Source organism: Stenotrophomonas sp. 3diitr2024 (assembly GCF_042136455.1).
Taxonomy (GTDB): domain Bacteria; phylum Pseudomonadota; class Gammaproteobacteria; order Xanthomonadales; family Xanthomonadaceae; genus Stenotrophomonas; species Stenotrophomonas sepilia.
Window position 1 is genome coordinate 1 of sequence record NZ_JBHHMJ010000316.1, and the last position, 11,459, is coordinate 11,459.

The 11,459-nt window shown below is 66.1% G+C and carries 9 protein-coding genes; 4 read left to right on the top strand and 5 right to left on the bottom strand.

The features are described from left to right. Nucleotides 1-59 precede the first annotated feature (59 nt). Nucleotides 60-1,208 carry an acyl-CoA dehydrogenase family protein gene (locus tag ABGA94_RS07335; protein WP_375366861.1) on the bottom strand — a complete coding sequence of 383 codons (1,149 nt, stop codon included), beginning with the start codon at nt 1,206-1,208 and terminating at the stop codon, nt 60-62. A gap of 152 nt (nt 1,209-1,360) precedes the next feature. Here ABGA94_RS07335 and ABGA94_RS07340 point away from each other — a divergent pair, with 152 nt between their 5' ends. The 4 genes from ABGA94_RS07340 to ABGA94_RS07355 all read left to right on the top strand — a co-directional run bounded on the left by ABGA94_RS07340 (nt 1,361) and on the right by ABGA94_RS07355 (nt 7,408). After that, nucleotides 1,361-2,290, top strand: coding sequence for a metalloregulator ArsR/SmtB family transcription factor (locus tag ABGA94_RS07340; protein ID WP_049465810.1), 930 nt, complete (start codon nt 1,361-1,363; stop codon nt 2,288-2,290). 13 nt (nt 2,291-2,303) lie between these two features. Next, on the top strand, nt 2,304-3,395 hold the full coding sequence (locus ABGA94_RS07345) for a homocysteine S-methyltransferase family protein (protein WP_329845132.1): 1,092 nt from the start codon (nt 2,304-2,306) through the stop codon (nt 3,393-3,395). Between the two features lie 57 nt (nt 3,396-3,452). Further along, nucleotides 3,453-6,137: a methionine synthase gene (metH, locus tag ABGA94_RS07350; RefSeq protein WP_375366864.1), complete on the top strand. Its 2,685-nt coding sequence runs from the start codon at nt 3,453-3,455 to the stop codon at nt 6,135-6,137. Between the two features lie 86 nt (nt 6,138-6,223). After that, on the top strand, nt 6,224-7,408 hold the full coding sequence (locus tag ABGA94_RS07355; protein ID WP_095379099.1) for an MFS transporter: 1,185 nt from the start codon (nt 6,224-6,226) through the stop codon (nt 7,406-7,408). A gap of 12 nt (nt 7,409-7,420) precedes the next feature. Here ABGA94_RS07355 and ABGA94_RS07360 read toward each other — a convergent pair whose 3' ends face one another. From ABGA94_RS07360 to ABGA94_RS07375, 4 genes are all read right to left on the bottom strand, one after another. Further along, entirely contained in the window at nt 7,421-9,493 is a 2,073-nt protein-coding gene (locus ABGA94_RS07360) for an acyltransferase family protein (RefSeq protein WP_375366867.1), read from the bottom strand. Between the two features lie 48 nt (nt 9,494-9,541). Further along, the gene (locus ABGA94_RS07365; protein WP_375366869.1) at nt 9,542-10,222 is read right to left on the bottom strand and encodes a DUF2058 domain-containing protein; all 681 of its coding nucleotides are present in this window, start codon (nt 10,220-10,222) and stop codon (nt 9,542-9,544) included. Nucleotides 10,223-10,232: 10 nt separating this feature from the next. Next, the gene (locus tag ABGA94_RS07370; protein WP_005410256.1) at nt 10,233-10,475 is read right to left on the bottom strand and encodes a SlyX family protein; all 243 of its coding nucleotides are present in this window, start codon (nt 10,473-10,475) and stop codon (nt 10,233-10,235) included. After that, on the bottom strand, nt 10,468-11,459 hold a 992-nt coding region (locus ABGA94_RS07375; protein WP_375366872.1), incomplete at its 5' end, for a UDP-glucose dehydrogenase family protein. The genes ABGA94_RS07370 and ABGA94_RS07375, both read right to left, overlap by 8 nt.

Consider the following 11,459-nt stretch of genomic DNA (forward strand, 5'->3'; position numbering starts at 1 on the left):
ATCCACGCGTGGCGTGGACCTACCGCCGCGCCACCATTGCGGCGGCGCGGCCCTGCGACTCAGCGCAGCCCGGTTTCGTTGCGGGCGATCACCAGGCGCTGGATCTCCGAAGTACCTTCGTAGATCTCGGTGATCTTGGCATCACGGAAGTAGCGCTCCAGCGGCATTTCCTTGGAATACCCCATGCCGCCGTGGATCTGCACCGCCTGGTGGGTAATCCACATCGCCGCCTCAGAGGCGGTCAGCTTGGCAATGGCAGCCTCATTGCTGAAACGCTTGCCCTGGCCCTTCACCCACGCCGCGCGCAGGGTCAGCAGCAGCGCTGCGTCCAGCTTGCACTTCATGTCGGCAATCTTGGCCTGGGTCATCTGGAAGGTACCGATGGCCGCGCCGAATGCCCTGCGCTCCTTGACGTATTCAATCGTCGCTTCATAGGCGGCACGGGCGATGCCGATGGCCTGCGAAGCGATGCCGATGCGACCGGCATCGAGCACGCTCATGGCGATCTTGAATCCCTCGCCTTCCTGGCCCAGCACGTCTTCGGCCTGCGCTACGTAATCGTTGAACTCGATCTCGCAGGTGGCCGAGGCGCGGATGCCCAGCTTGGGCTCGGTCTTGCCACGACCGAAACCGGCCTTGTCGGTATCGATGATGAAGGCGGTGATGCCGCGCGCGGCCTTGTCCGGCTCGCTCATCGCGAACAGCACGATGTACTTGGCCACCGGACCGGAGGTGATCCAGCTCTTCTTGCCATTGATGACGAAGGTGCCGTCGGCCTGCTTCACCGCGCGGCAGCGCATGGCGGTGGCATCGGAACCGGACTGCGGCTCGGTCAGCGCGAACGCGCCGATGGCCGCGCCTTCGGCGATGGCACGTACGTAGGTCTGCTTCTGCTGCTCGGTACCGTGGGTCAGGATGCCGTTGCAGAACAGCGAATTGTTGACCGACATGATGGTCGAATGGGCTGCGTCGGCGGCGGCGACCTCCACCATCGCCAGCACGTACGCAACCGGGTCCATGCCCGCACCGCCGTATTCGGTCGGCACTTCAATGCCCATCAGGCCGTTCTCGCCCAGCAGGCGGATGTTGTCCAGCGGGAACTCGCCGGTGCGGTCATGATGCTCCGCACTGGGGGCGATCTTTTCCTGCGCGATGCGCCGCGCAACGTCCTGCAGCATCAACTGCTCTTCGGTAAAGCTGAAATCCACAACACCCTCCCGGGTACATGAAGTTATGGGCCGCATACGGCGCGCCCAGGTGCTCCGATTGTACCGGGGCCCGGCAGTTTCCGTACGCTGGCGACTTGACCGCGACAGCCCCTTCAGCGAATATATCTCTATATCGCGATAGGTAGATGTTTATGGATCTGGAAGACTGGTCGACCCGCCTGAAGGTGTTCGCCGATGCCACTCGCGTGCGCCTGCTGGCGCTGCTGGAGCAGGAGGAACTGACCGTGGCCGAACTGTCGGCGATCACCCGGCTGGCGCAGCCGCGCGTGTCCACCCACCTGGCACGCCTGAAGGAAGCCGGCCTGGTCCGCGACCGCCGTGCCGGCGTGTCGGCCTACTACCGCTTCGACGAGGCCCAGCTGGACCCCGCGCAGCGTGCATTGTGGCATGCCTTGAGCAACGGAAGCGATGACCCGCTGCTGCGCCAGGACGCTGAACGCGTGGCCGCCGTGCTGGCCCACCGCGCCTCCGACCAGAACTGGGCCGACAGCGTGGCCGGCGACATGGAACGCCACTACTCGCCAGGGCGCACCTGGGAAGCGCTGGCCCGCACCGCGCTGCCGCTGCTTGAGACCGGCGACGTGCTGGATATCGCCTCTGGTGATGGCGTGCTGGCCGAACTGGTTGCCCCGCATGCCAAGCGCTACATCTGCATCGACACCAGCGCGCGCGTGGTTGCCGCCGCCAGTGAACGCCTGCGCCGCCTGCCCAACGTGGAAGTGCGCGAGGGCGACATGCATGCCCTGCCGTTCAAGGACAGCAGCTTCGATCTGGTCGTGCTGATGCACGCGTTGACCTACGCCAGCAAACCGGCGCAGGCAGTGACCGAAGCCGCGCGCGTACTGCGACCGGGTGGCCGCCTGCTGCTGTGCAGCCTGGCCCGGCACGAGCACAAGGCGGCCGTGGAGGCCTATGGCCACGTCAACCTCGGCTTCAGCGACAAGGAACTGCGCAGGTTCGTCGACAAGGCCGGCCTGCAGGTGTCCAGCCTGGAGACGGTCACCCGCGAGAAGCGTCCGCCGCACTTCGAAGTGATTTCGCTGATCGCCAACAAGCCCTGAGCCCGAGACCGCCATGCCCGCCCTGCCCTGGTTGCATCCAGATCGTGCCAACGCCCTGCTCGACGCCCTGCGCGAGCGGATCCTGATCATCGATGGTGCGATGGGCACGATGATCCAGCGCCACGGCCTGCAGGAAGACGATTACCGTGGCGAACGCTTCGCCGGTGGCTATGACCATCTGCATGGCTCCGGCTGCGATCACGCCACACCGGAAGGCCATGACCTGAAGGGCAACAACGATCTGCTGCTGTTGACCCGGCCGCAGATCGTCGCCGACATCCACACCGCCTACCTCGAGGCCGGTGCGGACCTGGTCGAAACCAACACCTTCAATGCAACCTCGGTCAGCCAGGCCGACTACCATCTCGAGCACCTGGTGTACGAGTTGAACAAGGCCGGCGCTGCGGTCGCGCGCACGTGCTGTGATGCAGTGGCCGCAACCACCCCGGGCAAGCCGCGCTTCGTGATCGGGGTGATCGGCCCGACCAGCCGCACCGCTTCGATCAGCCCTGACGTCAACGATCCCGGCTTCCGCAACACCAGCTTCGACGAGCTGCGCGACACCTACCGCGAAGCCATCGAGGGCCTGATCGACGGCGGCGCCGACACCCTCATGGTCGAGACCATCTTCGACACGCTCAACGCCAAGGCCGCGCTGTATGCGCTGGAGGAAGCGTTCGATGCGCGCAGCGCGCGGCTGCCGGTGATGATCTCCGGCACCATCACCGACGCTTCCGGTCGCACCCTGTCCGGGCAGACCGCCGAGGCCTTCCACGCATCTCTCGCCCACGCCCGGCCGTTGTCGATCGGCTTGAACTGCGCGCTGGGTGCCGATGCGATGCGCCCGCATGTGGAAACCCTCTCGCAGGTCGCCGACTGTTACGTCAGCGCCCACCCCAATGCAGGCCTGCCCAACGCGTTCGGCGAGTACGACGAAACCCCTGAAGAGATGGCCACCACCCTGCGCGGCTTCGCCGAGGATGGCCTGTTGAACCTGGTCGGCGGCTGCTGTGGCTCCACCCCCGAGCATATCCGTGCAATTGCCAATGCCGTGGCCGGACTGCCGCCGCGCGCACTGCCCGGCACCCGGGAGCAGGCCGCATGAACGTTGCCGCCACTGTCCCGCACTTCCCGCCCTACTGCTGTTGAGCCGACGCCTGCCATGACGCCTGTCCGCCCTACCCGCCTGTCCGGCCTGGAACCTCTGGTCATCACCCCGGACCTGCTGTTCATCAATGTCGGCGAACGCACCAACGTCACCGGCAGCGCGCAGTTCCGCAAGCTGATCAAGGAAGGCCGCTACGAGGAGGCGGTGGACGTGGCCCGCCAGCAGGTGGCCAGCGGCGCGCAGATCCTCGACGTCAACATGGACGAGGGCCTGATCGATTCGGAAGCGGCGATGACGCGCTACCTCAACCTGATCATGTCCGAGCCGGACATCGCGCGCATCCCGGTGATGGTCGACTCCTCCAAGTGGAGCGTGATCGAGGCCGGCCTGAAATGCCTGCAGGGCAAGAGCGTGGTCAACTCGATCTCGCTGAAGGAAGGCGAAGCGCCGTTCCGCGAGCACGCGCGCAAGGTGCTGCGCTATGGTGCCGCGGCAGTGGTGATGGCGTTTGACGAGGCCGGGCAGGCAGACACCTGTGCGCGCAAGGTCGAGATCTGCACACGCGCCTACCGCATCCTGGTCGACGAGATCGGCTTCCCGCCGCAGGACATCATCTTCGACCCGAACATCTTCGCCGTCGCCACCGGCATTGAAGAGCACGACAACTACGCGGTGGACTTCATCGAAGCCACCCGCATCATCAAGCAGACCCTTCCGCACTGCCATGTCTCCGGCGGCGTCTCCAACGTCTCGTTCTCGTTCCGAGGCAACGAAACCGTGCGCCAGGCCATCCATTCGGTGTTCCTGTACCACGCGATCGCCGCCGGCATGGACATGGGCATCGTCAACGCCGGCGCGATGCCGATCTACGACGAACTGGAGCCGGACCTGCGCGAGCGTGTCGAGGACGTGATCCTCAACCGCCGAGGCGATGCCACCGAGCGCCTGCTGGAGATCGCCGAGCGCTACAAGGGCAAGAAAGGCGCGGCGAAGACCGAAGATCTGGCCTGGCGCGACAAGCCGGTGGCACAGCGCTTGGCACATGCCCTGGTACACGGCCTGGATGCCTTCGTCGAGGAAGACACCGAACTGGCCCGGCAGGCCTCCAGCCGCCCGCTGGACGTGATCGAAGGACCGCTTATGGACGGCATGAACATCGTCGGCGACCTGTTCGGCGCCGGCAAGATGTTCCTGCCACAGGTGGTGAAATCCGCGCGCGTGATGAAGAAGGCCGTGGCCTACCTGCTGCCTTACATCGAAGCGGAAAAGGCGCGCAGCGGTGACACCGCCAAGAGCAACGGCAAGATCATCATGGCCACGGTGAAGGGCGATGTGCATGACATCGGCAAGAATATCGTCGGCGTCGTACTGGCCTGCAACAACTTCGACGTGGTCGATCTCGGCGTGATGGTTCCGGCGCAGAAGATCCTCGATGCTGCCCGCGAGCACAACGCAGACCTGATCGGCCTGTCCGGGCTGATCACCCCGTCCCTGGAGGAGATGAGCCACGTCGCCCGCGAGATGGAGCGCCAGGGCTTCGACCTGCCGCTGCTGATCGGGGGCGCGACCACTTCGCGTGCGCATACCGCGCTGAAGATCGACCCGCACTACAAGGCGCCGACGGTGTGGGTGAAGGATGCGTCGCGCGCGGTTGGCGTGGCGCAGTCGCTGATCTCGCGTGATCTGCGCGAGGCCTTCGTTGCCGCCAACGAAGCCGACTATGCCGAAATCCGTGCACGCCACCGCAACCGGGGCGACGCCAAGCGCCTGGTCACACTGGAACATGCGCGCGCGCAGAAATTCCAGGGCGGCTGGGACAACTACACTCCACCGGCACCGAATCGGCCCGGCCTGCACGTGTTCGACGACTATCCCCTGGCCGAACTGGTCGACTACATCGACTGGACGCCGTTCTTCCAGGCCTGGGAGCTGGCCGGCAAGTTCCCGGCGATCCTCACCGACGGGATCGTCGGTACCCAGGCCAGCGAGCTGTACAAGGATGCCCGTGCGATGCTCGAGCGCATCGTCGGCGAGAAGTGGCTGACGGCCAAGGCCGTGTTCGGCCTGTGGCCGGCCAACAGCATCGGCGACGACGTCCGCGTGCAGCACGCACAGGGCGAAACCACCCTGCACTTCCTTCGCCAGCAGGTGGACAAGCCAGCCGAACGCCCGGATTTCTGCCTGGCCGATTTCATTGCACCGGCCGACAGCAGAAAGCAGGACTGGATCGGCGCGTTCGCTGTCACCGCCGGCATCGGCATCGACGCCCACGTCGCGCGCTTCGAGGCCGAGCATGACGATTACAACGCGATCCTGCTGAAAGCACTGGCCGACCGCTTCGCCGAGGCGCTGGCCGAGCGCCTGCACCAGCGCGTGCGTACCGAATTCTGGGGCTACGACCGCGCCGAGACGCTGGACAACGAGGCCCTGATCGACGAGCAGTACCGCGGCATCCGTCCGGCACCGGGCTACCCGGCCTGCCCCGAGCACAGCGAGAAGCGCCGCCTGTTCGACCTGCTGCAGGCTGAGAAGAACGCGGGCATGGAACTGACCGAGAGCTTCGCGATGCTGCCCACGGCCGCTGTCTCGGGCTACTACTTCAGCCATCCGCAGAGCCAGTACTTCGTGGTCGGGCGGCTCAGCCGCGAACAGGTCACCGACTATGCCCGGCGCAAGGGCGTGGACCGCGCCCAGGCCGAACGCTGGCTGGCCTCCAACCTCGACTACGACCCCGAATGACACAAAAAGGGGACGGAGGGGATTAAGTCGTTTGTGCATTAGCGACTTAATCCCCTCCGTCCCCTTTTTTGCTTCATCATTCGGCGATGACCGTTCCCGTTGCCCGCCTCTCAAGTTTCTACCTGTTCTACTACGCGGCGCTCGGCGCGTTCACGCCGTACTGGAGCCTGTTCCTGACCGCGCGCGGCATGAGCGTGACCGCGATCAGCGTGATGATGGGCCTGTGGTACGCCACCCGCGTGATCGCACCCAGTACCTGGACCTCGCTGGCGGCCGCATCACCGCGGCCGATCCGCCTGCTGCGCGTCGGCTGCGTGCTGACCCTGCTCAGCTTCGCTGGCTTCCTGCTGCCACTGCCGCAGCCGTGGATGTACCCGGCGATGATCGTGTTCTGCTTCTTCTACAACGCGGTGATGCCGCAGTTCGAGTCGATCACCCTCACCCACCTGGGCAACGACAGCCACCGTTACGGGTTGATCCGGGTCTGGGGTTCGCTCGGCTTCATCGCCGTGGTCACCTTGTTCGGCTGGCTGATCGAAGGCGATGGCGCCGGCAACCACGCCGGATTGTTGCCGTGGATGATGCTGCCCCTGTTCGTGCTGCTGGTTGCCTCGGCCTTCAGCAACCACTACGCGCGCGGCATCGGCAAGACTGCGGGTGACACCAGCGGCTTCTGGCAGATCGTGCGCCGACCGCCGGTGCTGGCGTTCTTCCTGGCCGCCTTCATGGAACAGCTGTCGTTCGGCCCGTACTACACGTTCTTTTCGGTCTACATGGACCATCACGGCTACCGTACCTCCACCCTTGGCCTGCTGTGGACCATCGGCGTGGTCTTCGAAGTGGGCGTGTTCTTCACCATCGGCCGCTTCTTCCGCCGCTACGACGCCAGCTGGATGCTGCTGATCGCGCTGGTCAGTTCCTGCCTGCGCTGGGCCGTGACCGCACTGTTCCCGGAGAACCTGCCGGTGATGCTGCTGGCGCAGACCGCGCACGCGCTGGGCTTTGCCGCGTTCTTCGCTGCAGCGATGCAGATGCTGGCGACCTACTTCCCCGGTCGTCTCAACGGCCACGGCCAAGGACTGCTGTACGGCTTTTCGTCCGGTGTCGGCGGTGTGCTGGGCGCGCTCATTGCCGGCCAACTGTGGAAGATCGACGACGGCCGCACCGCGTTCCTGGCCGGCAGCGGCTTCGCCCTGATTGGCGCCCTGCTCTGCTTCTTCGCGCTGAGCCTGCCGCTGATACGCGCGCGCCGGACCCACGGCGCACACTGACAACGCTCCGATTCAGCGCTGCAGCAACACCTGCTGCAGCGATGGCAGCAGCACGCGGTTGCCATGCGCGCTGAGATGATCGCCATCGAAGAACAGCGGGCGGCCATCGCGCTGCGCGGGACATAGCGCGTCGTCGCACAGCACCGGCATCGGGTCCCACAGCACGCCACCGGGCAGTCCATCAACCACCTGCCGCAGGCTGCCCAGCATCGGCGCACGCAGCGCTTCCATCGCCTCGCGCGTGCTGTCCAGGCCATTGCGGCAGACTTCGTTGCGCGAATTGAATCGGTCCGAGCAGCGATAGGGCGGCGCCGGCAGCACCGGCTTGGGCGCCTCCAGCACGATGCGCACACCGCGCTCGGCCAGTGGCTTCCACTGCTTGATCGCCTCGACCGCTTCGGCCTCACGCCCTGCCGCGGCCTCCGCTGTCAGTTCGCCCGCCAGCTGCGCCCGCGCATCGAACAGCACGAACTGATCGGACAGGCGCGGCATCCGCAGCGACACCAGCACCACGGCATCGCCCGGCTGCGCGCGCCGCGCGATATCGGCGAACACCGCGGCATCGAAATCAGCGCAACCGGCACCCGCCCCACGCCACTTCTGCAGGCTCACCTGCGGGCATCCGCCGCGGCCATAGAGGGAGACCTCCGAGCCGGTTTCCAGCGCCAGCCGCTGCAGCAGCTCGATGTAAGCCATCGCATGCGAATCACCGGCAACAAACACCCGCTTCGGCGCGCCGGCCGGCGTCGGGCGGTCGCAGTTTCCACGGGCAAAGGTCCGCGCACTGCCGCCTTCGAAACGATGCTTGGCAGCCAGCAGAGCGCAATTGGGATAATCGCCAGCCACGCTCTTGCCATTGGGGTACCAATCGGCCGGATGCCGGCTGACGGTACTCAGCGACAGTCGTGGCGCCTGCTGATAGAGCAATGCCTGGATACCGGCGGCGCACAGCAGTACGACCGCGCCGGCCAGCACCCAACGCCCGGGGCGCAGGCGCTGCGCCAACGTGCCGCGGAACGGCTGTTCCACCCAGCGCCACGACGCCCATGACAGCACCAGTACCAGCACCATAGCAGCGATCATCTGCCAGGGTGTCTGCAGGCCCACGGTCCAGCGCATCAGCACGAACACCGGCCAGTGCCACAGATACAGCGAGTACGAAAGCAGACCGATGCGGCGCATCGGAGCGCTGGCCAACAGGCGCGCCACCCATGCCTGCGGATGGTGATGCAGCGCCCAGAGCAGGCCCGCGGTGGCGAAGGCCGGCAGCAGGCCGTCAGGCCACGGCGAGCGCCCGGCACGCGAGGACCATAGCGCCCACCCCAGCAGGGCCAGCGCCATCATGGCCAGCAGGGAAAACACCGGCGCAGCGCGCTTCAGTGCCTGACTGGTTGCCGGGTCCAGCGATTGCCGCACGTGCAGCAGCTGGAACAGCAGCACGCCCAGCCCCAATTGCCAGAGACGGGTGCTGGTGGCGTAGAACGCCCACGATGGCGGCGCCTCGCGCAGACCCAGCACCGCAGCGTGCAGCAGCGATGCCATGCTGACCAGTGCGAACAGGCCCAGGCTGATCCAACGCCCGCGCGCGCCACGTGCCCAGGCCAGGAACAGCAACGGGAACAGCAGGTAGAACTGCTCTTCCACACCCAGCGACCAGGTATGGGTATAGGGATTGAATTCGGCCTTGGGCGCGAAGTAATCGTTGCCGATCGCCGCCAGCACCCAGTTGCTGAAGCCGAACAACGCCATCAGCCCCGTCTTGTCGCTGGCTTCGCTGAGCCACGACTCGGGAATGAACAGCACGCTCGCCACAAAGGTCAGCAACACGCACGCCAGCAGCGCTGGTGCAATGCGACGGATGCGACGCGCATAGAAGCGCAGCATCGACTGCCCCAGCGACAGCGGCGGCAGCCGGTGTACTGATGCGCTGACCACGAAACCGGAGATGACGAAGAACACATCCACGCCAGTGAACCCGCCTGGCAACCAGGCCGGGTCCAGGTGGAACACGATGACGGCCAGCACCGCGATCGCGCGCAGGCCGTCAATGTGCGGCACGTAGTCGCGGCTTGGATCAGCGGTCATCCCTTCCCCCATGGCCGCGACGGCAGCGCGCCCGCGGCGGTCACGCGCTTACCAGACCAGGTCGTCCGGCACCTGGTATTGCGGGTCCGCGTACGGATCTTCCTCGGCCGGCGCGTTCGGATCGACCTTCAGCGCCACCGATGCGGCGAACACCGCCTCGGACTGCGCCAGCACCTCGGCGGTCACCAGCAGGTAGCGGCCATTGAGCTGGACCACGCCCAGCTCACCGGCGTTGAGCGCGGTCAGCTGTTCGGCGGTCACATAGATGCGCTTGATCTTGCCGCCATATGGGAAGTGGCGGGCGATATCGGCCGCTTCCGAGTTCAGGCTCTTGTCCTTCAGCAGTTCTTCCAGCTTGGCCTTGGCCTCGCGGCGCACACGCGCCTCTTCCTGCTTCAGGCGCTCGGTCTCGATACGCTCTTCCTTTTCCTTCTGCGCGCGGATGGCGTAGGCCTTGGCCAGGTCCATCTCTTCGGCGCTGCGCGGCTTGCGCGGGCCCTGCTGGCCTGGGCCACGTGACTGGTCGGGCTTGCCCGGGCCGCCGTGGCCATGCCCACGACGCTCGCCGGGCTTGTGCTCGCCCTTGCCAGCGCCCTGCGGCTTTCCATTGCCGTTGCCACCCTTGCCCTGCGGGCGACCATCACGGCGGGGGCCATCATTCTTGCGCTCGGGCTTGGGCGCAGGCTTGAAGCCCAGGCCCATCAGCTGGTCGCGGAGGGTATCGCTCATAGGATTCGGATCAGTAGTGCGGCGGCGGCGGTTCGCTCGCCGGATCGGAAGAATTCAGCGCGTTGCGGACCTTGCCCAGGTCTTCCAGCAGCACGCGCAGCACGTCGGCGTTGCGCATGCCCTGCATGCGGGCATCGGCCAGCGCATCGCTCAGTTCGGCCAGCGCCTGTTCCTGGAAGGACACGCGCATTTCCAGTTCGACCAGGCGCGCTTCCAGCGCCTGCTCGCGTTCGGTTGGCAGCAGATCAGACATGCAGCGAGCGCCCCCGGCCAATGCCGTAGTACGCCAGGCCCGCCGCTTCCACATCCGCCGGCTCGTACAGGTTGCGGCCGTCGAACACCACCGCGTCCTTCAACTGCTCGCGCAGCATCTGGAAATCGGGGCTGCGGAACTGCTTCCACTCGGTCACCACGACCAGTGCATCGGCCCCCTGCAGCGCCTCGTCGGCACTGCTGCAGAACACCAGATCATCGCGCTCGCCGAAGATGCGCTGCGACTCGTGCATCGCTTCCGGATCGTAGGCACGCACCGTCGCGCCGCCTTCCCACAGCTGCGCCAGCAGGCGACGGCTGGAGGCTTCGCGCATGTCATCGGTGTTCGGCTTGAACGCCAGGCCCCACACGGCAAAGGTCTTGCCACGCACACCTTCGTCTTCACCCTTGTCGTAATGACGCTGGATGAGAGCGAACAGATGGCCCTTCTGCGCGTCGTTGACCGCTTCCACGGCGTTCAGCAACTTCGGCTCCAGGCCGGCCTGCTGCGCGGTGCGGGCCAGCGCCTGCACATCCTTGGGGAAGCACGAGCCGCCGTAACCGGCGCCCGGGTAGATGAAATGCCAGCCGATGCGCGGATCCGAGCCAATGCCCTGGCGGACCTGCTCGACATCGGCGCCGACACGTTCGGCGATGTTGGCGATTTCGTTCATGAACGAGATCTTGGTCGCCAGCATCGCGTTGGCGGCGTACTTGGTCAGCTCCGCCGAACGCACGTCCATTTCCACCACGCGGTCGTGGTTGCGGTTGAACGGTGCGTACAGGCGCCGCATCACCGCCACCGACTCGGCGCTGGTCGCGCCGATGATGATGCGATCCGGGCGCATGCAGTCGGCGACAGCGTCGCCTTCCTTCAGGAATTCCGGGTTGGACACCACATCGAAGGCGATGTCCGCGCCACGTGCCGCCAACTCTGCGGCAATGGCGGCACGCACCTTGTCGGCGGTGCCCACCGGCACCGTCG

What these genes read in the sequence shown, in the direction of transcription:
- ABGA94_RS07370 (WP_005410256.1), bottom strand. Translation starts at nt 10,475, where the DNA reads ATGTCTGATCTGCTGCCAACCGAACGCGAGCAGGCGCTGGAAGCGCGC.
- ABGA94_RS07345 (WP_329845132.1), top strand. Translation starts at nt 2,304, where the DNA reads ATGCCCGCCCTGCCCTGGTTGCATCCAGATCGTGCCAACGCCCTGCTC.
- ABGA94_RS07360 (WP_375366867.1), bottom strand. Translation starts at nt 9,493, where the DNA reads ATGACCGCTGATCCAAGCCGCGACTACGTGCCGCACATTGACGGCCTG.
- ABGA94_RS07365 (WP_375366869.1), bottom strand. Translation starts at nt 10,222, where the DNA reads ATGAGCGATACCCTCCGCGACCAGCTGATGGGCCTGGGCTTCAAGCCT.
- ABGA94_RS07340 (WP_049465810.1), top strand. Translation starts at nt 1,361, where the DNA reads ATGGATCTGGAAGACTGGTCGACCCGCCTGAAGGTGTTCGCCGATGCC.
- ABGA94_RS07355 (WP_095379099.1), top strand. Translation starts at nt 6,224, where the DNA reads ATGACCGTTCCCGTTGCCCGCCTCTCAAGTTTCTACCTGTTCTACTAC.
- metH (WP_375366864.1), top strand. Translation starts at nt 3,453, where the DNA reads ATGACGCCTGTCCGCCCTACCCGCCTGTCCGGCCTGGAACCTCTGGTC.